The 22,092-nt window shown below is 59.8% G+C and carries 17 protein-coding genes, 1 tRNA gene and 1 pseudogene; 7 read left to right on the forward strand and 12 right to left on the reverse strand.

Annotation, left to right across the window (positions count from 1 at the left end):
* Window positions 1–134: 134 nt before the first annotated feature.
* The 5 genes from AC5ZGW_RS14150 to AC5ZGW_RS14170 all read right to left on the reverse strand — a co-directional run bounded on the left by AC5ZGW_RS14150 (window position 135) and on the right by AC5ZGW_RS14170 (window position 4,773).
* The gene (locus AC5ZGW_RS14150) at window positions 135–428 is read right to left on the reverse strand and encodes a hypothetical protein (RefSeq protein WP_130226036.1); all 294 of its coding nucleotides are present in this window, start codon (window positions 426–428) and stop codon (window positions 135–137) included.
* Between the two features lie 155 nt (window positions 429–583).
* Window positions 584–868, reverse strand: coding sequence for a hypothetical protein (locus AC5ZGW_RS14155; RefSeq protein WP_349642670.1), 285 nt, complete (start codon window positions 866–868; stop codon window positions 584–586).
* Window positions 869–1,218: 350 nt separating this feature from the next.
* Complete coding sequence (locus AC5ZGW_RS14160) at window positions 1,219–2,106, reverse strand: cation diffusion facilitator family transporter (protein ID WP_130226027.1); 888 nt, start codon at window positions 2,104–2,106, stop codon at window positions 1,219–1,221.
* A gap of 593 nt (window positions 2,107–2,699) precedes the next feature.
* A complete protein-coding gene (locus AC5ZGW_RS14165; protein WP_165435217.1) occupies window positions 2,700–3,449 on the reverse strand; it encodes an alpha/beta fold hydrolase in 750 nt (249 codons plus the stop codon).
* Window positions 3,450–3,810: 361 nt separating this feature from the next.
* On the reverse strand, window positions 3,811–4,773 hold the full coding sequence (locus tag AC5ZGW_RS14170; RefSeq protein ID WP_130226029.1) for an isocitrate lyase/PEP mutase family protein: 963 nt from the start codon (window positions 4,771–4,773) through the stop codon (window positions 3,811–3,813).
* Between the two features lie 142 nt (window positions 4,774–4,915).
* Between AC5ZGW_RS14170 and AC5ZGW_RS14175 the strand changes: the two genes are divergently transcribed.
* Both AC5ZGW_RS14175 and AC5ZGW_RS14180 read left to right on the forward strand, forming a co-directional pair.
* Entirely contained in the window at window positions 4,916–5,320 is a 405-nt protein-coding gene (locus tag AC5ZGW_RS14175; RefSeq protein ID WP_283813260.1) for a MarR family winged helix-turn-helix transcriptional regulator, read from the forward strand.
* 169 nt (window positions 5,321–5,489) lie between these two features.
* Window positions 5,490–5,813, forward strand: coding sequence for a septal ring lytic transglycosylase RlpA family protein (locus AC5ZGW_RS14180; protein ID WP_130226037.1), 324 nt, complete (start codon window positions 5,490–5,492; stop codon window positions 5,811–5,813).
* Between the two features lie 737 nt (window positions 5,814–6,550).
* Here AC5ZGW_RS14180 and AC5ZGW_RS14185 read toward each other — a convergent pair.
* Window positions 6,551–7,261, reverse strand: a complete 711-nt coding sequence (locus tag AC5ZGW_RS14185; RefSeq protein WP_130226031.1) for a hypothetical protein — start codon at window positions 7,259–7,261, stop codon at window positions 6,551–6,553.
* Between the two features lie 120 nt (window positions 7,262–7,381).
* On the reverse strand, window positions 7,382–8,077 hold the full coding sequence (locus AC5ZGW_RS14190; RefSeq protein WP_130226032.1) for a DUF4145 domain-containing protein: 696 nt from the start codon (window positions 8,075–8,077) through the stop codon (window positions 7,382–7,384).
* Between the two features lie 119 nt (window positions 8,078–8,196).
* Here AC5ZGW_RS14190 and AC5ZGW_RS14195 point away from each other — a divergent pair, with 119 nt between their 5' ends.
* From AC5ZGW_RS14195 to AC5ZGW_RS14205, 3 genes are all read left to right on the forward strand, one after another.
* On the forward strand, window positions 8,197–8,913 hold the full coding sequence (locus AC5ZGW_RS14195; RefSeq protein WP_130226033.1) for a recombinase family protein: 717 nt from the start codon (window positions 8,197–8,199) through the stop codon (window positions 8,911–8,913).
* Between the two features lie 780 nt (window positions 8,914–9,693).
* Entirely contained in the window at window positions 9,694–10,203 is a 510-nt protein-coding gene (locus AC5ZGW_RS14200) for a hypothetical protein (RefSeq protein ID WP_130229363.1), read from the forward strand.
* Window positions 10,204–10,710: 507 nt separating this feature from the next.
* The gene (locus tag AC5ZGW_RS14205) at window positions 10,711–12,546 is read left to right on the forward strand and encodes a hypothetical protein (protein WP_130229364.1); all 1,836 of its coding nucleotides are present in this window, start codon (window positions 10,711–10,713) and stop codon (window positions 12,544–12,546) included.
* 505 nt (window positions 12,547–13,051) lie between these two features.
* Here the strand turns inward: AC5ZGW_RS14205 and AC5ZGW_RS14210 are convergent.
* A pseudogene (locus AC5ZGW_RS14210) lies at window positions 13,052–13,334 on the reverse strand (IS701 family transposase); the annotation flags it as partial.
* 138 nt (window positions 13,335–13,472) lie between these two features.
* On the opposite strand from AC5ZGW_RS14210, the gene AC5ZGW_RS14215 reads away from it, so the two are divergent.
* Complete coding sequence (locus AC5ZGW_RS14215; RefSeq protein ID WP_130229365.1) at window positions 13,473–14,528, forward strand: hypothetical protein; 1,056 nt, start codon at window positions 13,473–13,475, stop codon at window positions 14,526–14,528.
* 619 nt (window positions 14,529–15,147) lie between these two features.
* Here AC5ZGW_RS14215 and AC5ZGW_RS14220 read toward each other — a convergent pair.
* From AC5ZGW_RS14220 to AC5ZGW_RS14235, 4 genes are all read right to left on the reverse strand, one after another.
* Entirely contained in the window at window positions 15,148–16,770 is a 1,623-nt protein-coding gene (locus AC5ZGW_RS14220; protein ID WP_130229366.1) for a site-specific integrase, read from the reverse strand.
* 85 nt (window positions 16,771–16,855) lie between these two features.
* Window positions 16,856–16,932: transfer RNA gene (locus AC5ZGW_RS14225), tRNA-His, on the reverse strand.
* Between the two features lie 174 nt (window positions 16,933–17,106).
* A complete protein-coding gene (locus AC5ZGW_RS14230) occupies window positions 17,107–17,541 on the reverse strand; it encodes a phasin (RefSeq protein WP_028167032.1) in 435 nt (144 codons plus the stop codon).
* A gap of 244 nt (window positions 17,542–17,785) precedes the next feature.
* Entirely contained in the window at window positions 17,786–18,169 is a 384-nt protein-coding gene (locus AC5ZGW_RS14235; RefSeq protein WP_130229367.1) for a phasin family protein, read from the reverse strand.
* A 337-nt stretch (window positions 18,170–18,506) separates the two neighbouring features.
* Between AC5ZGW_RS14235 and AC5ZGW_RS14240 the strand changes: the two genes are divergently transcribed.
* Window positions 18,507–21,881 carry a PAS domain S-box protein gene (locus AC5ZGW_RS14240; protein ID WP_130229368.1) on the forward strand — a complete coding sequence of 1,125 codons (3,375 nt, stop codon included), beginning with the start codon at window positions 18,507–18,509 and terminating at the stop codon, window positions 21,879–21,881.
* The last annotated feature ends 211 nt before the right edge of the window (window positions 21,882–22,092 follow it).

Consider the following 22,092-nt stretch of genomic DNA (forward strand, 5'->3'; position numbering starts at 1 on the left):
TGGTGATTCGCGAAAGCAGAAATTTGCGGACAATGGGGCGTGAGCCGCAAATTGCCGGAAAATGTTGTTGTTTGAGTCACACCTTGCGGTGCACACAACCAGCAATAGAAGCGAATGCGCGTTTTTGCCGCGAATCACGTCACGTTTTTTGCGCGCCGACGCTCGGTCCACTTGCGCTCAACCCACCCGAGAGTCCGCGCGGTGGGCTTTTGTAACACTGGCACATCTTGCGCGAACAAAAGGAGTCCAAGCGGCAGCATCCATAGGCCGAGCACCGGCAGGAAGCTGAAGACGCCGCCGAGCATCAGCAGAACGGCAAGCGGCATCCGCGCGTAGCGCGACGACGGCTTGCGCAGCCACCCGACAAACCTGGCGGGCCGCGGCGGCAGCTTGCCTTCGAACCAGGCAAAGTGCCGGTCCATTTCCATTCTGTCGTGTTCGCTCACCGGATTCTCCTCTGGTGAGAAGATGTTGACGAGCGAAAACGCCGCAAGGCGTCAGTCTGTCGCGCGCAGGACTTGAACCAGCGCTCGTCCGACTCACGCCGGACTCGCGTTGCTTCGCGATTTCGCGATGTCGCACCTTATTCCGCGGACCTTGCGCGACGCCTGCGCTCCCGTCGTTCCTCCGGGTCAGCACTGAAGAACACGCGGCACGGCGGCGAGAGCTGCGCCTTGTTGCGGACCATGCAGGCGGTGATCATGTCGACATCAGGAATGAACGCGCTGCAGAGTCGCATCGCATCGGGCGAGCAAGCCTGCTGCTGCTCGGGCGTGTAAGCGGCGCCGGGTCGTGGCCACGTTGCGACGATCACCGTCGCGGCCAACAGCAAACCGAACCTGTAATAAGTGGAGCCGAGAATCGTCATTGTTCCTCTCGTCATCGATCTGCGGAAATAGTCGATGAAGGCTGTTGGATTGGCAAGCCAAGGTGATGGGAACATCACAGCCGAAGCGCGGCACGGCGTCAGCAGTAAGATGGCCAGAACAAGGAAGGATGATGGCTTGATGGAGTGATACAGGTGCCGGAATTGCAGCGGATGGACTTAGCTGCTGATAACGCTGAAGAAATTCTTTCCAGTAATGTTACATTCGTATCAGGCGCGGGTGTTGCGCAAAAGCTTCATCGCATGGCCAGTTTATGCAGACTCATTCACTCGCTTAGGGATCACCTGATGTCCCGACCTCGATAAGGTCACGCTCAGGCGACAAGCCGGTATCAGACGAGGACGATGCCGGAGTGTTTGGCCTTCTCTTCCGGCTCGACATGGATGGTGATCCGCCTGTCTTCATCCTCCGCCCGCAAGCCCGCTTCGAGACGGTCACATATCCGGTGCGCCTCTGACACCGTCATCTGCCCGGGGACGACGAGGTGGAACTCGATGAACGTGACGCGCCCTGCGTGGCGCGTGCGAACGTCGTGAGCTTCCAGCGCCCCGGCTGCATGGTCGGCAATCGTCCGCCGAATCGCGTTCAACGTTGCCTCAGGCACCGCTTCATCCAGCAGGCCCCCGGCGGACTCCTTGAGGACCCCCCAACCGGACCACAGGATTGTCGCAGCGACGATCAGGGCAAGCGCAGGATCGAGAAACTCCCATTTCATGACGAGCGCGAGCACAAGCCCGATCAGTATGCCGACGGAAGAGATCACATCGGTCAGGAGATGTCGGCCGTCCGCAACCAGCGCCGGCGAGCGCATGCGCCGTCCCCGCACGATCAACACCCAGGCCCAGGTGGCGTTGACGATGCTGGCGAGCCCGTTCACGAGCAGCCCTTCCGGCACGACAGCCAGTTTTCTCGGGTGCAGGAAGCCGTCATACGCCTCGCGCACGATCAGGAGCGCAGCGATGATGATCATCACGCCTACCAACACCGCACTGAAGTATTCGATCTTGTGATGTCCGAACGGATGATTGGCGTCGGCGGGCTTTGCCGACATGCGAACCGCCCACAATGCAACAACGGCGGTGACGACGTTGACGATGCTTTCGAGCGCGTCGGAGTAGAGCGCAATGGACCCGGTCAGCCAATACGCCAGGTATTTCAAACCGAGCACCAAAACGCTGACGAGAATGCTTCCTATCGCAACGTTCAGTGGCTTGTTCATCGCTCGGATCGTGTTGCGTGGTGGGCCACGTGCTGTACCGAGGCGACGGAAGGCTTGCAACTTCAATCGCAGCGCTCAGATGCGAATGAATTTGAGTTGCGCCCGACACACGCGGAGTGCCGTGGCACGATCAGGACAAGCACGATCTGCGCTACAGGAAGCGGGATCGACTTTTCCTGGGACTTGTTCGAGTTCGGTGATTGATGTCGCGGAGCATCGGCGTCACATCAGAAGACCGCTCGCTCCGCGCAGGCTCGTTTAAGGGGCCCTCAAGGGGTGAGAATTGAGCCTTTCCGTCGACGGTCTGTCATCCCGTCTCACCGGCTCGGTCTTCACCGGATCCACCTTCTCGCACCAAACGCACTTGAGTTCTGTCCTCCCGTTCGCGCTGAGGACCGGGACCAATCTCCTGCCGCAATGCAAACACCGCGTAACCGGGTCCATCGCGTTTCTCCGTCCGGTGCCAACGCAGAAGCGGTGCTCACGTTCCTATGTTGGTTGCCAAACAAGCACGCGGAGAGCCCCGCGTGACCAGGGGGAGACGTGGCCTACAGCAGGCTGCCCGCGCCGTTCTCAATCAGCGTCGTTAGTAGCTAGTGACTTGTTATGAAGGCGATGACTGCCTCATCAAAGGCAGGAGCATTTTCGCCGGGAACGGTGTGAGAGACGCCGGGGATCGTTATGCGCCTTCGCGCGGGAAGGCACTTCTCCAACTGGTCCACGATGCGATGAAAGAACTCGGGGCTCCGCTCACCATTCATCAGAAGTGTTGGCGCCGAAATGCGCTTTGCCATTTCGCAAGTAAACACCGGACGTGGGCGGGAACTTATCGCGTCCGCAACGGCTGACGCCGCATTGTCGGACATCATTTTCCGATCGGCATCTGATCGTCGGTCGTAGGTGCCGGGCCCGCCAACCGCTTCCGCAAAGAGGCGCAGCCCTGCGTCGATATCGTCCTTTCGGAACGCTTCCCGTGTGGACGCGAATCGAGCGGCCCACTCTTTCAGTATCTCTGCGCTTCCCGGCGTCCCGGCGAGCAGCCCCGCGGCCGGCGGTTCGTTGACGACCAGCGTTATCACCATCTCGGGATGATTGGATGCGAAGAACAGCGCGGCATGTGCACCGGCAGAGTGCGCGACGATGTGTGCGCGTTTTATGCCGAGCTCAGCGAGGATGGCGGCCAGATCCTCGCCGTGAACGTCGGCCGCGGCATCAGGCAGGCCGTCTTTGCTCGTTGCGTTGGGAAAATGGTTCTGCCGGCTATAGGCAATCACGCGATGGTTTTTTGAAAGCGCCGGAAGGTGCCCGTTCCAGAAACGATAATCCTGAAGCCCGCCGTGCACGAGAACGATCGGGTCGCCCTCGCCGGCCTCGACATAGGCGAATTTCGTGTCCGCGGCCCTTAGCTCTTTGACGTTATCGGCCATGACTGGCGAGGAGAATCCAACCGCGAGAGCGACGCCGGCGAGCGGCCCCTTGATTCCGAAGTGCATGATCGAACTCCAGCAGTTGAGGCAGAACACCATACCACCCCAACCGTGAACTCACCATGCGTTGTTGCGTTGCAGCCGTTGATCAACCGAGAGCTGGAAGCGGGCTGGGCATTCCGGCGCGTCCGACCATGCGCAATACCGCTCGCTTCCCGGTGTCGCATGACGGCGGACAGCCCTGCTCCGCTAGCCGATGCGTCGCGCGCGTGATGGCTCAGCCATGCGCCGACGCGTTCTCCGCTGCCAAGAGATCCGCGTATCTGTTTTCGAAGTCCCAGATTTTCTGGAAGCCAATCATCTTCACGAAGTCCTGGAAGGCGAAGAGCGGGGTCTCGACCAGCCTTCCATCGGCGTGAGCCTCATAGACGCTTTGAAGCGCTTGTGCGGCCGCAAACAGTCCCGCGGTGGGGTAAATGGCAGCGCTGAAGCCGATCTCCTCGAGCTTTTTTTGCGGAAGTATCGGCGTTTTGCCGCCGTGAAGTTGGTTGGAGACCAGCGGCGCGTCGACTGAGGCACCGATTGTCTTCATCTCGTCCACGGATTCCGGTGCCTCGATGAAGATCGCGTCGGCTCCGGCCTCGGAGTATGCGACCGCGCGGCTTATCGCCTCGTCCAGCGATACTGCCGTTCTTGCGTCCGTTCGCGCCAGGATCAGGAATTCCTTCGACGAACGCGCATCGCAAGCCACCTTGATCTTGCTCACCATCTCTTGGGTCGAGATGATGTGACGATTGGGCGTGTGCCCGCACTTCTTTGGAATCTGCTGATCCTCGATCTGGATCATCGCCACGCCGGCTTTCTCGTAACCGCGCACGGTATGATGCACGTTCAGCAGACCACCATAGCCGGTATCGCCATCTGCAATGACTGGCTTATCCACGGCTTGCGCGATTGCGCTCGCCCGGTCGAGCATGTCGGTATAGGTCGCAAGGCCGGCGTCCGGATATCCCAGATAGGATGCGACGGTACCAAACCCCGTCATATACAGCGCCTTCGCATTGGTCTGGGCCGCGATTTTTGCCGATACCAGATCGAAAACGCCGGGTGCGGCAATGAACTCGCGCGCCTCCAGCATTTCCCTGATTGTTTTCTTGGCCGTGTTGATCTCCCATGCGGGCCGCTCGCGCTGACGCTTAGGGCGGGCTGGGGCTGGCAGCTCGAGCGCGAGGCGCGCCATTTATCTCCGATAATATCTATGCAGTAATAGCTATATGAAAGTCGCTATCGCAGCCTTGTGATGCCAAAGATAGCTATACTAGTATAGCTATATGAGCAGCCGAACTCCTCGCCACGAAGTCACGACGTTTCGCAACCAGTTCATGAATCTCTCGCGCCGACTGCGCCGCGAAGCCCACGCTCACGATCGCTCCTGGGTGCGATTGCAGTTGCTTGGAGCCATTGAGCGGGCCGGGGACGCTGCCACGCCAACCATGCTTGGCGAATCCGAGAATATGCGATCCTCGAACCTGGCAGCCGCGCTTCGCGAGCTCAAGGCGGACGGACTGATCATCCGGATGCCCGACGCCAAGGACCGTCGTAAGGTCAGAGTCCGCCTAAGCCGAGCCGGCCGGGAAGTGCTTCACAGGAACATCACCCGTCGCGAGCAATGGCTCGCGGACGCGATCGAGCGATGCCTGACGAGGGAAGAACGGGCCTTGCTGTTCAAGGCAGGAGAACTCCTGAACCGCCTCGCCTCAGTCGGCGGGACCGCTTCCGGAAAGTGAGGACGGATCGCCCTCTTCCACCGATCGTATCCAGATTTTGTGCCCGGCCGCGAGCGGCGTCTTCCTTGACAAACCCGTGCAGAACATCACAGCCAAAGCGCGGCGGCAGGAGGAACCTAGAGGCTCCGGAAAAGTTGGCGGAGCGGGCAGGATCCTGGAAGAGGACACGATGATCCGCCCAATATGCACCGCCCTGGCGGTCACGTGTTTATCTGCCTCAGCATTTGCCGAAACTTGTGTTGCCTCTCGTTATGGCTACATCGGCAGCCGAACCGCATCGGGCGAGCGGATGGATCCCAACGCGATGACTGCAGCGCATCGTACGAGGCCCTTCGGCACCCACGTCACAGTTACCTCACACTCAACCGGTCGAAGCGTCAACGTTCGGATCAACGACCGTGGTCCCTTCATAAAGCGACGCTGCATAGACTTATCCACCGGAGCCGCGCGTGCACTTGGGATGGCCGGGACCGCGTTGGTCTCACTCGAATAAGACGCGCGAAAGTTGAGTATCGTTTCGAGATCAGCGCGCGCCTGAACACGCATTGGCTGTCGTGCTCATTCCTAATTCGGGTCGCTACCCAAATTGGAAGCGAACAAAGCGCAAATTGTTTGATTTGGTTGGTACAGTTGGGTGGGTACCGCCGATGCCGCTACTCAGCCTTGAAAAACCTAGCTTATTTGCCCTTCGTCATTTGGCGTTTGTATCAGGCTTTTGTATTTGAGAGAAGGCTCCACTGGCGCGTCCGTTGATTGGGCGTCCCCGCGCCGAAGATGGGCTAGTCATGTCGCTGCTTTACGCAACGCTCCTTCTCCTCGTGTCTATCGCAACCTTCGCAAATCTCCGCTGGTATCGCGCTCGCCACCCCCTCGATCCGTTTCAGTTCAAGACGAAGCAAGCAGCCAAGTTGAAGTGGAGGGAAAGCGGCGCAGTAAGCAGAGATGGAGAGGCAGCCCCATTTACGAGGCGTTGTGTTCGCATTGTCCGTGGCAGGAAGAGGCGGTGCTCTGGCACAAGGACGCAAATGTCACTCTGGTGCGACTATACGTACCCTTCGAGTTCGATGATTTCGCGGAGCTTGAAGAGTTTTTGAAGACGCACCCAAGAGAGACGGACGACGCGACCGGCGAGACAGCATACCTGCGTGAGGTGGAATTGTTCTTTGTCAGACACGGTTAATCCTAGTCTAATTCGGCAGCATTGCCGTGGAATGAAAATCAACTGCGGCTTTATGTAAAGAGCCACAAAATTAGGTCATGCACTCGCGACCCTGCGGCACCCATCAATTGACCCAGCCCTTCCTGAGCGCCCTTTTCGACTGATTTCAAAGCTCCTTGCTCAAGTGCAGCCTTGGCTCTCTTTAGCAATCCCCTCTCGGCCATCGGTGACTTCAGAACCGCGAGCGTTGTTTCTAAAATCGCAATAAGCTGCTGTCGTTCAAGCGTAGTCAGCACCTGATCCGAGGGCTGAAGATTGGAATGCTTGACCTGCTCGATGATGCTATCCAGGATGGACGCAACAGCGCCAATTTTCATCCTTGTTTCGGAAGCGTCCTTGATTGCGATCCATTGTTCGCCGGCGATTGTTAGTGGAGCAATCTCCGACACTGCCCGCTTAGGACGCTGTGGCGGTATGGGAGCCACAAATTTTTGGTCCATACTCTTCAGATTGCTCCGGACACGGTCTGCCACTGCCCGAGCGAGATTCTTGCTCACCACGCCTCGCATTTTAACGAACTTGTTCAGCACGCTAGGATTAATGTTCAGCGTATTTTCCATGTACGCGGTGTTTGTCCAGCCCAACAACTCCAGAATAACTTCGCTCAACTCAGGAATTTGAGTGACTTGCAACGACCGTGTTGGAGCTCGATCGATTTTTTTCAGAGCCACTTCTACCGTGTCCAATAGACGATGCACGTCTTCGATAGGATGCTCATACATTCCGAGCTTCTCCAACCTCTCCACAAGATGGATGCTCGTGGGGTTGTGGGCGGCGGTATCGTGTGCCTTCGCGTCTGCTTGGACTCCGGCCGCTTGGGGCGACGGGCGCCTTGCATCGCATCACGGCGCCGCCTTACGTGCCTGAAGTCGCGCGATCAGCCCCTTGAGCTGGTAAAGGGCCTTAACGATTTCCTTGGCCAGCTCAATTGAATCCTCCGCTTCGTCTGCTCCGATGTTGTCATAAACCTTTGCCTCGATGTGGGCCGCATCGTTGCCGAGCGCTTTGAGTTCGTTCATCGCTTCGAATAGCGGCTCGGGAAGCACGATTGCGCTCCGCAGTGATGCAAGCCGCTGATGGAGATTTGCGCCCGCCGCTTTGTTCTCGTCGCAGATTTCTTCTAGGAGCCTACGGACCATCATTGCGGCGGCCCTATACGCGCCCGCAGCGTGGCACGCGACAGCCTCCTTCAGGGTCTGTTGGAGGCGCGGAGATAGGCCATCGGGGTTGAAGTCCAGTAACTGCGGGGGTTCAATTTCGACGACTCCGTTTCCTGCTTCGATCACAAAAACCAAACCGAAGCACTTCAGGTTGGGACAGACCCTGATGGTCGCAAAGTAGGTCCCGATGACAGTATTGCCCCCTACTTTGCCCGGCTTGTTGAATGCCTTCGCGGCTCCGATTGCATTGAAGGAGCCCAATTCGCGACAATGCGGGCATCGTATCGATACCGGGAGGCGCGAGGCATCTTGAGAAAAGCCCCCGTCTGCCCGAAACACATTTGGCTCATTCGGTACGAAGCGCGGCGACACGTTCATAGCCCCTCCTAACGTAGTCCTCACAGCTAAACACAACCCTTACCTGAGATTCGTCAGTAGCGAGAGCTATGCAGAATGGAATCCCAGAGATTCCGAAATGCGGTTTGTACACATCCTAAATGGACGATAAGGTTCTTTACAGACGACCTTCGGAGGCCGCTGTGACGACCGAACGCACCTTAATTACCTACATCCGTGTCTCGACTTCCCAACAGGGGCGCTCAGGATTGGGCATAGAAGGGCAGCGGCAGACGCTAGCTCACTTCGCTCAGGCTGAGGGGCTCACGGTAGTGCGCGAGTTCGTGGAGGTGGAGACCGGCAAGGGTGCTGATGCTCTGGACCGCCGCCCGCAGCTGAAGGCGGCCCTCGCTGCCGCAAAGAAGCTCAGGTGCAACGTCGCTGTAGCTAAGCTAGACCGCCTCAGCCGAGACGTTCACTTCATTTCCGGCCTCATGGCCCACAGGGTGCCCTTCGTGGTCGCTGAGCTTGGACCTGATGTTGATCCGTTCGTGCTCCACCTGTTCGCCGCACTGGCTGAGAAGGAGCGCGCGCTCATCTCCACCCGCACAAGGCAGGCCCTATCGGCCGCCAAGGCTCGCGGTGTCACCCTGGGCAACCCTAAGCTCCAAGTTGCTCGCAGGGGCGCCGTGGAGGCCGTGAAGGCCGAGGCAGACCGCTACGCTGCGAATGTGCTGCCAATCATTCGTGAGGCCCAGAAGGCCGGTGCGAGCACGTTGCGGCAGATTGCGGAGGCCCTGAATGCGCGCGGCATCCCTACGGCGCGTGGTGGGCGCTGGTACGCACAGTCGGTGGCAAACGTTCTGGAGCGGGCCTGAGCAGAACGGAAAGGCACGCAAGGGACTCCGGCTGGGATAGGGACCCTTGGCTGAGCTTTTTGGGGCCCCCCATTTCGCAAAAGTCGGGCTAAAGCTCTTAGCCTCTGCTCGGCTGAACAGGGCGGGGTGCTTTCCTGAAAGTACCGTGGGGGCCCGCCGGGGCTCGGTGGGAACCCGTACGCCCTACAGTTATCATTCGGCCGAATGCAACAAATTCAGGCGCTTAGCTGGCCAGCGTCCTGACATAAAAGGATAGAGGGCGATTGGAGCCCCTAGGAGGGCCAAAAGCGCTCGTACAGGTGGCCGTGGCTGGTCCGCCCCTTACACCGACAGGGCCATAGACACACCAGGGGCTTCCTATGGCACCACAGGGCCTACAGCCGCTAGGACCCCTTCCTGGGCGTTAAATCTCCAGCGGCTCGGCCCTTGGCCTCTGCCGAGGTAAACAGGGTGGTGTGCGTCGCTGGAAGTACCGGCCGCGCCTCAGCGGCGCTGTAAGAGCCCTCAATATCAAATGCTTACGCCCCATAAGTGCATTTCGTACGGACAATTAGGACAAGTATCAGCCCGGCCGAAAGCAACAAATTCAGGCACTTAGCTGGCGAAGGTCCCGACACAAAAGGGAAACGGGCAGGGCATCTAAGCCTTCCAAGGGTACCCATAGCTACCATTCCCTCCTCAGCCTCTACGGCACTCACTCACCGATCCGCTTTTGCGGACGCCTGATTACACACAACACCCAGCCGCTAAGGCGCGCTCGAAAGGAACACAGAGAACACAATGGCCAGACTTCCTAGGGGAAAGACTAAACATCCCGCATCGCATTCAGAGGCTATGAAGGCCAAATGGGAGGACCCGGAATACAGGGCAAAAATGGCTGCTCGGGACAGCAAGAGGGAGGAGCTACGCAAAGCTGACCCTGAGCGCTTCACCAGAACCGGCGTCCCAAACGGGATGAGGAAGGCTGAGGCGCAGAGAATGTGGTCTGTGGCTGAGGCACAGGCCGATAAGATCATCCAGACCATGAAGGCAGGTGGGCTGCTTCCGGAGACAGCAGCAGATCAGACTACAGCAGCAGATCAGTCTAGCGTCCCTGTTCCGGACACCGAGGATGAGATGGCTGAGGCTATGCTCCGAGAAGCCTTTAAGCTGGCCTTGGGGCCCACAGGGACGCGGGCCAAGCTGGCGGCGCTGGCCACCATCATGAGGTACACAAGGCTAAAGCCCATGGCGGTCCTACAGTTGGCCACTGCTGAGGGTGTGCTCGATGAGCTTGTTGGCAGAAGCTAGTAGAAAACAGCAGAGGGAGATAACAGCAGCAATCAATTGCTTGCTAATAGGCTTCTGCAATCTGCTCTCTGTGCTGGGCTAGTCGAAATCTAAGGGGGACATCGACAGGTAAGTCCCGTTCCCTTCAAAAGCGGACCCCTCTCCATTACGCGCTGAAACATTCCTGCCCCCGTCCGTAAAGGACCCCCTGAACCCTCTAATGTCTTCTTTATTAGGGCTTTCGAGGGGTGGCTTTCCGTCAAGGTCGTATTCGACCGCCGTCAATCCCCTAATCCCATTCACAAGCCCACCGCCGGTTGCCCCCCAAGGGCACCTATCGGCTTGTCGTGTCCCATAAGGAACACCACCCAGTATGACCCCTACCACCACCCTTCTTCGGGAGCAGCACGCTCTCGCCCTTGTGTGCCCTATTGAGTTCGCCCAGCGGATGAACCAGCACTGGACCACGCCCCGGCCTGTCGGGCTAGAGCACCACTCATCGTCAGCCTTGATGGCCTATGGCGCATCATGGGCGAAACCTTCCAGCTAGCAACAGTGGAATCTGCCACCGGTGTTCAATCACCTTGGCGCATCTTACAGCCACCAACCGGCACAGGCAAAACCCAAGGCACCTGTGTCTACGCGACCATGCAAGTGGGCCTCAATCACGAGGCTGATGGCACCGCGCTAAGGCCCGTAGGTATCCTCATCGTTACGCGGCTGAAGGAGGAGGCCAACAAGATACGGGAAAACATTAACACCTTGGCAGGACGTGATGTGGCTGTGGTGCATCATTCCGACAGCTACGCTACGCCTGAGCAGCTACACGCGAGTGATGTTGTGGTTATCACCCACACGGCATTCATTAGAGCCAAGCGGGAGGCCAAGGGGCGCGATTGGAAAGCTTGGGACCGCTTGGTGTCTTGGCGTGGTGGGAACAGGCACCTCACTGTTATCGATGAAGCGCTGGCGAACGTGGTCGATGAAAGCAACGCAACCACCGAGAACCTAGGCTTTGTCATCAACCTCATTCCACCGGAATTGCGCTCCGCATTTCCACAGCAGGTTGGCGTTCTCGAACAGGTGCATCGCGTGCTTGTTGCCTTCGCCGACTCTGATGACCATGCCAGTCCCATGGCTCTGATCTGGGGAGAAGGGGGAGCGCCGGTTGCTGTAGACTTCGCCCCCTTCGTCTTGGCGATGAGCAAGCTGCCATACGATAAGATTGTGTACGCCAAGAGCAGCACCAAGGATCGAACCCAACTAGCCGAGCGTGTAGCTGACACCATCACCACGGTGCAGACGTGTCTTGAGCAGTTCGCCTATTACTCCCGGTCAGGTGATTGGCATTCGATCAACACAGCGTCCCTAGCCGTTCCCTTGGAGGCCCCCGGACCTGTGGTGCTGGACGCTACCGCCAGAGCTAACTTTCTCTGGGACCTATTTGAAGAGCACCACAGGCTGATTCCCGTCCCCAGCCATGCTCGGGACTACAGCAGCGTAACGCTTCACGTGGCTCGGGGCGGCGGCGTCGGAAAGAACACCATGACTGACAGGATCAATGAGCGCCTGCCCCGCATCAAGAAGGGTCTCGAAGAAGCCATAGGTCCAGAGCGCTCGGTGTTCCTATGCGTCCACAAGGATGTTGAGGCCGTCATCACGAAGAAGCCAAAGAACGGCGGCAAAGGCTGGGTTGAGAAATTGCCATTCAGGGAATGCTCCGTAGGGCACTGGGGGGCCGTAGACGGCCGGAATACGTGGCAGGACTGCGATACGGCGGTGATCCTTGGATTGCCCTATCTTCCTCAGACGTGGGCCACCAACATGTTCTGCGCGCTGCAAGGGGCACAGGATGACGAGTGGCTGCAATCACCGGAGTGGAAGCAATACAAGAACGTTCGGAAGACGATGGAACAACGTCAGATGTCCGTGTCGGTGATCCAAGCCGCCAACCGTATCCGCTGCCGACAGGTGATTGATGCTGAAGGCCACTGCCCTCCTGCTGATATCTTTATTGTACTGCCCAAGGATGCGTTGGGTGACGCGGTGCTCGACGACATCAAGGCCGATATGCCGGGGATCAAGGTGACAGACTGGGCCTTCGCTCTGGACGCCCCGAAGGAGAAGAAGCCCCGTGTCGGTAGCTCTCACGTCAGGCTCATCTCCTATATGGAGCAGCAGGACGCTGGCCCGGTGTCCTTGTCTATGATTCAGCGCGACCTACAGCTCAGCAGTGTTAAAAAGTTACGTGAAACACTGAACAACAGCGAGCACCCAACCACACAGGCTCTCCGGGAGATGAAAGTAAGCTACCTTCCCGGCGTCGGCCGGGGATCGAAAAGCTACCTTGTGAAGGCAGCATAGCCCCACAGACAAGACAATGGCCGCATCAGGTATCCCAGCTAAGGGAGCCGGGTGCGGCCTTTTTTTGCTTCAGAAGCAGGTCGTACTCGTGCCTATGCCGTTGGGCATCGTGTTGCAGTGGACCGTCGGCGACGGTGGCGGACTGATGCTTTGCAGCGCTGCCCCAGCCTGTTGCATCCCCCGTGCAGCGGCCTGAAGGCGTGCTTGGCGGTTAGCCTCCTCTACTGCCTCATGCTGCTGCTGTTGGATGTAGAGGTTCTCAAGGCACTTGCTGTATTCCGGCGTACCCCGCTGGTAGCCGAACGAAGCGCAATGCTTCTCACGTTCCACTTGGGCCGCTTGCTCGGCAGCGGCTTTCTGGGCTGCTCTCTCCTGTTGTGACTCACAGGCAGTGAGCAGCGCGCACGAGAGCATGAGTAGCAATATTGATTTGGTTCCCATGGCTGGCATGCTCAGGCGTGGTGAGCGGAATTAGCACTACTTTGGCAGATTGAGTTACAGCTTTTCACGGATTCGTTTTCGGCAGTATGGGCATCGCTGAGCTGACGGTCGAAGGATGAGATCGACGATGGCGTGGCGTACCGCGGCAAGCTTGGCTGCGGCGGCGGTCCGTTGATTCTTTTTTTCCGCCCCGCCTGAGCGAGGCGACGGTGTTGTAGTAAGCCGTAGGCGATCATGGTCATCGGCGCGTGACGATGCAGGCTTTGCCAGGACCGCCCCTCGAAGTGATCAAGCCCGAGCCTCTCGCCGGGAAGATGCTGCTGGCCCTTTTCCTTGATCCGTGAAGGTGTGCGCCTATCGATAGCTCACGTCGAGAGGCTCAGGGAACTTTGCACACGCACCTTTGTGATTCTGGACGGGTCTTCTAAGAAAAGGTAAAACTGTAGTGTGCTCCGCACATCACATAAATCAGGAGGGAGGTTGCAATGAAAACGATGCTTCTGCTTGCTGCTTCATCCGCATTTCTGTTGGGTGCTGCCGGACAACCTCACGCACAGGCATGCAAGCCCGAAAGCTTTACGTTCCAAGACATCGAGAAGATTAACTTTTCTCACGTAGCGCGGTTGTCCGGCTACTCCGTCATTGAAGAAAAGAAGGACGAACAGAAACATCAGAAGTTTGATGGCAGCGGCAAGATATATAATTCACCAGTGTCATTGAGCTATGATGACTCTAGGTCGCTTTCGACCTTTCTCCTGCAACAAAGTGGATTCGATTACCAGGACGACGTACGATTGTCGATCGTTAGAACTGCTTTGTCGAAGACAGGGGCGGCCATGTACAAAGACTGCCTTGCAGCGCAAGTGATCAAAGTCGAAATCCCTGATGCTGCTTATAGCCAAAAGGAGTTTCAGCTAACTGTGACTTGGGCTCCGACGGTTAAGGACCTGCCACCGGCCGTCGACTACGAACTTCGCATTCTCGGCGGAACGGCTGAGGGGTCGGAGATACGGACTGGTCACATCAAGGAGAAGGATGCGAAGTTTTTCAAGATCGAAAAACTGGACTCAGTTACACAAATCGATTTGATAGTCGGCGGCCAAAAGTATCCGAGCATTGTTATTCCACCGACACGGCCGGTGAAGTCGGTGCAGTTTTTCAAGCGGTTCGGCACCTACTCGCCGCCGCGACACGGCCCTGGCAACGAGTGCAGCGACCATGCGTATCTGGTTGCAGAGGATGGGTCAGTAGCTGGACCTGATACGAAAATCTGCCGACTATGCGTCATGCGTTCAGCGGATGGGCTTCTACTTGGGGACACCGCCGAGCTGGAAGGGCAATTGATTGACGCCTCATCCAAAACCCAAGACCCAGTAAAGTCGGGTCTCGAAATGTGCGCGACTTTCGTGGCAATGGGCCGCGGCAAAAACGGGCCTCGCACCGAAGTGCGAAATGGTCGGTTCTACGTTTACGAGGCCGTGGCTGCTCCCACACCGCCAGCACAACCACTGACCGTCCAAAACTTCCTTCCGATGCAATGAGGTCATCGGGCGCATCTAAGATGTATCTGTGTTGAACGGCCGGACACTCGAGCGGCATATCAGTGGGAAGGAAGCGGCTATTTAGATTTAAATTCCACACAACGTTTGAGTTCCGGCCAACAGATACAGCCGCTGCCACAGTCGTCAGTTAGTTTGCTGCGTGCCTTTGTGCACGTTGCGCACTGTGCAATTTCCGAGGAAGCAAGCGAGCTCAAACAATAAAGCAAATTGCGCACAAACCAAACCTGACGATCCGGTGCATGACCACCTCCGTCAACCGACCAACAAAGAAAATATCAGGATACACCCTTAGCGCTTTATGGATGCAGGGTTACGATGCAACACCGATGTCTAGGTTGGGTCAAACCGGCAATACTCTGATTGAGCAGAGAATTTCTGCTTAGACCCCAAGAGCCGACATCTGCACCTTTATGAGTACGCGGCCTAGCTAGTGCGCGGCAGTATTTGTCGTGATGCTAAACATCGGTATTCCTCTAATTTTCTTGTCCCGGTGAGCCCTTGTGCCCTTGCCGGTCGTTAGGTTGCCTTGGCGCCGCCTGTACGCTTTAGAACCCCCCAGCGGCTGGACACGTGACCTGTCCGGCGAGGGGTTACACGTTCAATCCAGCTTGTAGCGCGGGAATTTCTTGAGAGCTTCGGCCATGGCCACCGCAGTCGGCGGGCCATATTTCCGCCCCTCGGTCGCCTGCGTGTGCCCTGTGATGGCGTCGTTCATTTTTTCCGCCATCCCAATTTCATCACCGATCCTCTTGAAGAGGTGGCGCCAAGCATGGTTAGGGCTGAGTTCGGGATCATCAACACCCAATCCACGAACCCATGTTCCCAGGTGAGCGCGAGCAGTATCGGCGCGAGAACGCGATGGCTTCAAAGGGTCGTTGCTTTTCTTCTGGGGTGTCTTGTCATTGTAGAACAGCGCCCCCTTTCCAACCTGCTGCACCATCTCAATGAGGCCCTGAGCGATCAAGTGCTCGTGGATTGGCACAACGCGCGGTTTGCCCGTCTTGACCGTGCCCGCCTCGGGCGTCAGCTTCATCACATAGAAGCCATTGCGGTCTTCAATGTCGCCGCCCCGCAACTGAGTGATTTCACCTGACCGCGCGCCCGAGTACGCGCACAGCCACGGCACCCAACGGCGCGTCCTCTCGGTTGGCGTGACGGGCTTCTGATACGCAAGACTGGCTTTCAGGATGATGCTGGCCTCTGTGGTGGTGAAGCTGCGGCCGTCCTCGCGCGTCTGCACCTTGCGGGGAACGTCAACCTTGACTTCCTTGAAGGGATTTTGGCGAACGCGCTTGTGCTCGCGCGCCCAACTAAACACTCGACGCGAGGCTGAAAGCCAAATCTCCCGGACAGTGATCGCCGCACGCTTCTCTGTGATTAGACCACGCACCCACTTGCGCGCGGCGTCCTCGGTGATCCCATCCGCCCCCACCTCGGCAAACTCGCGTTGCATTTCGAGAAATACGGCTCGCCAGCGTGTCACCGTGTTAGGTGCGGGCGTTGTCGCAGTAACGAAAGCCTCGAACAATTCCCAGCAGCTCACGCCTGAGCCGCGCGCGGGTCCATCTCTGAATGGCGGGAAACCTTCAGGGGTATCATCGTGCGAGTAGTCGCCATTGGGCCGCCTTTCCAACACTGAAAGGGCGGGCAACAGGTTATCACTCACTGCGTCAACGAAGAGGGCATAGGCGGACGCGTTGAGCGCCAATCCCTCGCTGGCCAGAAACGTCGCTACGCGGGCCTCCTCTGCAACCTGCGGTCTTACCGCCTCACGGACTTCCGGCTCCTTGGCCCAATCCCATTGCGGGTCTGACCGAGAGTCCTCTTCGTAGCTGTCAGGGGCGTGCAGCCTGATCACCCACACGAAAATGTCGCTCAATTCCCGCCAGCGCTTCGCGGGACCTGGATCATCCTCGTGCTGCGCCACAAACCAATTATACCAACGACCGGCGAGGGCGATTGCGTTGACACGCGTGAGGGGCTGGCCTTCACCATTCCGCTGAGCACGCAGTGTGGCGATGCGGGTTTCAATCTCAGCTTCCCACTCCCCGAGGCGAGCCTTTGCTTCGTGCCGAGGCGTATCAGCAGGAAGCTTGAGATGAGCTTCACGCCTGACGCCGTAGAGCCGCGCGTACTCCTCCCGCACATCTTCGGGGACGCCTTTTCGAGCAAACCATCGACCGTCAGCAGCCCGACCTAAAGCGACCATCCGCAATGCCATTTGTAGCGCCTTTTGTATTTTAGGCGGCGCAAATAGGTTAGGTCTATCAGTAAGATGCCGGAGATGCAGGAGAATTCAACTGCATTGGTACAGTTGGGTGGGCTCGAACCACCGACCTCCTGTTCCACAGACAGGCGCTCTAACCAACTGAGCTACAACTGCATCCTCGGACGAGGCCGCGCAAAGGGGCCTCGCGAATGGGCCGGAAACTAGGTGCAACGCCCCGCTTTGGCAAGGCCGAACGCGGGACTTTCCCGCGTCCAAAGAGCTCCAAAGCTCTCTCAAAACAAAAGGCCCGGGCTCAGTTGCCCGGGCCTTTCTGCGGTTTTGCCTCGATCAGGCGGCCGGCTTGTAATATTTCGAGGCGCTGGCCTTGATCGGCTCGGCGGTCTGGTTGGCGACCTTCTGGCCGAGTTCGGTCAGTTCCTTGGCCTGGGCGCTGAAGGCCTCGAGGCTCTTGCGGGTCTGAGTGGTCCACAGTTCCAGAGCCTCGGAGGGCGTCTTGGCGCCGAGCAGTTCCTGGGCGAAATCGAGCGCCGAGGTGGTGTTGGCCTTCACGAACTCCATCACCTTGGCGGTATATTCGCTCGCGCCCTTGCTGGCGCTGGTGAACACCGCCTCAATGGTGCCGTTATGGGCCTCGGCGGCGTCCTTGAACTTGGCGTAGTTGTCGCGCGCCTGCGAAACGCCCTTTTCGGCGAACGCGCGCATCTGCTCGGGAACTTCGAACGGAATGATAGAAGCGGAAAACGGATCAGTCGAACTGGTCATCGCATGCATCCTTCACAACGGGGTAAAGTCCGGTGACCCCATTGCGAACGCCGCAGCCCGCAAGGACCGAGAACGGTCGAATTGGATCACGCTGCCTAGTTCCTAGTTCACGGAATGCCCTGTCCCTGGGCAGGACAAGTTAAACCTCTTTATCATGTCAATTTTGTGCAACGCAATGTTAAATCAATGCGATGCCGCATTTGTCAGCCCAAGGGGTTTTTGACTGGCGGTAAATGCCGGGCCCTCACGGTTTCGGCTTGATCGCGTCCATCGCGGCGCGGCTGACGATCTGGCCCATTTCGCTCGCCTGCTGCGCCAGCGCGCGCATCTGGGCCTGCACATATTCGCCGTGCAGCCGCATCACTTCGCTGACGTCCTTGGCCTTCACGAGAGATTCCGCATAGTCCAGCGACGCCTTGACGTTGTTTTCGGCGTAAGTGAGCGCCTTGCTCGAAATGTCCTTGGCGCCGGCGCGAACCGTGGCGCTGCGCTCCTCCAGCGAGCCTGCGGTCTCCTGTGCGTTGGCCAGAAACTTCTCGAAGGTCTTGCGGGCCTGCTCGAAGCTCGCCTCGGCCATCGATCGCACGTCCTTCGGAATCTCGAAACGGTCCGGCGCATCGTTGCTCATGGTCCACTCCTTGTTCTCTGCCAGGCCTTTTTGGCCCTTTCCTTCCCCGCTCGGGTCGCACCAGCCTACCGTTAAAAGACCTCGCCCGAATGACGGAAGCTTTTTTGCGGTCGTGAACTTTTGACGCAGGTTTACAAGGTACAACGCCAAAGCAGGCTTGATCGTTCGGGCGAGTTAACGTTATCGCGGCTAGGATCGTCGGTCGTTTGGCGAGGCCGTGGACCTGCCGCGTCGCACTTGCGATACTAACGGTCTGTTAAGGCTGTCGTCGTTTGGCCGCCGATTTCTTTCAGCCATCGGCGAGCGAGAAGCGAAACCGTGCGGTCAAGTTGTCGCGATGAATAGTGCGGAATTCCAGTTGCAGGGCCTCGGCGATCCCAGGCTGGCCGTGCATGCAACGAGCCCCCTGCCCACCTGGCTGTGGTCGATCGACGGCAAGCGGGTGTTGTGGGCCAATCCGGTCGGCGCGCAATCGTTCGGCGCCGGGAACGGCACGGCACTTGTGGGAAAGGTGTTCGGGCCGGCCGACCAGCATCGGCGGCAGGTCGCGCAGCTCGCCGGCCGCCTGCCGCAAAATGGCGCGGTGCGGCTGGAGCGGCTGCGCGGCTTCGGCGCACCGCTTGGCATGCTCGCGACCTGCGCCTGCTCGCGGCTCGAATTCGCCGATGGCCGGCATGCCGTCCTGATCGCCGCCGCGAGCGGCGCGACCGATCGCACGATGCCCCTGCTCGAGCGGCTCTCCCGCCTGGTCCGGGACGTCAAGATACCGATCGCCGCGTTCACGCGCGACGGCATGTTCGTCGGCGCCAGCGACGCCGCCCGGGCGATGCTCGGCTTCCGAAATCTCACCGAGGCCGGCCTTGATGCCGCGCGCGAAGACGCGCTCCGGCAGGGCCGGGTCGAAACCTCCTTCCGCATCGGCCACATGGTGCTGCAGCGCGTCGGCAGCGGCGCGGATGTCGGCCTCATCGCGCTGCTGATGCCCGCGGTCACAGAGAGCGAGGTCGCACCTTCTCCGCCGGAAACCGCGACCGGCCCGGCGGCCAGGCAGCCGTTCTACGAGCAGCCCGCTTTGTCAGGGGAAGCGCCCGCCGAATTCGCGCTGTTCGACCCGCTGGATACGGACCCCGAGGAAGCCGAGCCCTCGCCCTTCATCGCGCCGGTCGCCGACGAGCCGTCGGCGCCGGTCGCAACGCCCTTGTCCTACACGACGCCGGATGGACGCACGCCGGCCGGCGCGTCCGAAAAGACGCCGTCATGGCATGACGAGCCGCTGCCGAATACGCGCCGCACCCCGCTGCGCTTCATGTGGCAGATGGACCGCGAAGGCCGCTTCTCGCTCGGCTCGGACGAGTTCACCCGGCTGATCGGCGTGCAGGCCGCGGCCGGCTTCGGCCGGCTGTGGAGCGACATCGCCGACAGGTTCGGCCTCGATCCCGAAGGCCTGATAATGAAGGCCTTTGCCACCCAGGACACGTGGAGCGGCATCACGCTGAACTGGCCGGTCGATGGCGGCGGCCGGCTCAGGATCGAATTGTCGGGCCTGCCGATCTTCGACCGCGCGCGCAATTTCGCCGGCTATCGCGGCTTTGGCGTCTGCCGCGATTTCGACGGTCTGGCGCGGCTGGAGGCGCTGCGCCGCTACGAATTTTTCAGTGGACCGCCGGCCCAGCCACTGTCCGCCGACACAATTCCGGCCGAGCCTGAACGATCCGAGGTGCGAGAGGCGCCGCGCCCCGAGGTCTCATCCGGCGCGGCGCCGCCGACAGAGCCCGCTGCGGCAACTGCAACCAGTGCCGAACTGCCCGAGCCGAACGCGTCCGAGATTTCACAACAGAGCGATTTGGAAACGATTTTGGATACGCCCAAGGACATCTCAACGGAAACGTCGGTGGAGGCGCCCGGCAACGTGCTGCCATTCCGTCCGCCCGGCGAACCGAAGCCGCCGTCGCTGACGCCGGTCGAGAACAACGCCTTCAACGAACTGGCGCGGCAATTATCGGCACGGCTCGAAAGCCAGCTCGCGGCAGCGCCGACGCCATCGGCCACCGAAGAGCCGATCGCCGAAGCGCCGCCACCGCCTGCGGAAGTGCACGAACCCGCCTTCGAGGCCCCGGGCGCGGAGCAGCCCGCGACTGTCGCGCCGGCGACTGTCGCGCCGGAATGGCTGAGCGAGCCCGAGCCGGCACCGCGCGGCGAAGCCAGGCGCGACCGCGCGCTGCTCGACCTCATGCCGACCGGTGTCCTGATCTACCGGCTCGACCGCCTGCTCTATGCCAACCCCGCTTTCCTTGAGCGGATGGGATATGAGAGCGTGCGCGCGCTTGAGGATGCCGGCGGACTGGATGCGCTTTATGTCGAGCCCGGCGTCTCGGCCACCAGCAGCACCTCCGACTCTGGCACGCCGGTGCGGATCGCAGCAGCCCCGCCGCATGGCGATGCCGGCCATCCGAGCGCCGAGGCGCACCTTCACACGATCTCCTGGGACGGCGATTCCGCGCTCGCCTTGATCTTCGCCGAGCGGCGCGATGAGGGCGCGGCCATTGCGGCAGCGATGGCGGCGGAGCCGCTTCCGCCTGACGTACCGCCGGGGACAGGACTGGCCGATGCCGAGGAGCTCGGCGCCATCCTCGACACCGCGGCCGAGGGTGTCGTGATGTTCGATGCCGAGGGCAACATCAATTCCTGCAACCGCAGCGCCGAGGCGCTGTTCGGCTATGACGGCGACGAGCTCGTGCAGCGCAACCTCGCCGATCTCTTTGCGCCCGAAAGCCAGCGCGTCATGCTCGACTATCTTGAGAGCATCAAGGGCGAAGGTGTCGCGAGCCTGCTCGACCACGGCCGCGAGGGGCTCGGGCGCGTGCGCCAGGGCGGCCTCGTGCCGCTGTCGATCACCATGGGCCGCACCCGCGCCGACGGGCCAAACTTCTTTGCAGTGTTCCGCGATCTGTCGCAGGCCAAGAAGAGCGAGAGCGAGCTGCGCGAGGCCAAGCGCCTCGCCGAGCGCGCGGCGATCGCGAAGGCCGACATGCTGGCGCGGATCAGCCACGAAGTGCGCACGCCGTTGAACGCCATCATCGGCTTTGCCGAAGTGATGATCGGCGAGCGTTTCGGCACACTCGGCAACGAGCGCTATCTCGAATACATGAAGGACATCCGCGCCTCCGGCGAGCACGTGCTGGCGATCATCAACGATCTGCTCGACCTTTCGCGAATCGAGACCGGCAAGCTCGATCTCGCCCTCACCGACCAGAACCTGAATGAGATGGTCGAAAGCTGCGTCGCGGTGATGCAGCCGCAGGCCAACCGCGAGCGCATCATCATCCGCACCTCGCTTGCGCATATGCTGCCGCCGGTGCTGGCGGATGCGCGCGCGCTGCGCCAGATCACGCTCAATCTGATCGGCAACTCGATCCATCTCGCCAATGCGGGCGGCCAGGTCATCGTCTCGACCGCATTGTCCGATTTCGGCGAGGTGATGCTGCGCGTCCGCGACACCGGACAGAGCCTCAACGACAACGAGGTCGCCGCAGCCCTCGAACCGTTCCGCACGCCGGCGCCGTCGGACCAGACCACCGAGGGCTCCGCCGTCAGCCTGTCGCTGACGAAGGCCTTGGTCGAGGCAAACCGCGCCAGATTCCACATCAAGACCGGGGGCCGCTCCGGCACCCTGATCGAAGTGGCGTTCCCCCACGCCACCGCGCGGGCGTGAGCACGATCCCGTAGCCCGGGTGAAGCCCAGCGCAACCCGGGACAGGCGCATCCGCGTTCGCGAGCGGCCCTGGTTACGTTGCGCTGCACCCCGCCCACGGCGCTGCGGGGATGTGTCGCGTTCGCGGGATGCGACACGGCACAATTATTGCTCGATTTTCCCGACGTGAATGCATCGGCGCCTGACGCGCCCAATTCCTGAGCAATTGATT

Source organism: Bradyrhizobium sp. Crot121, from assembly GCF_059512385.1.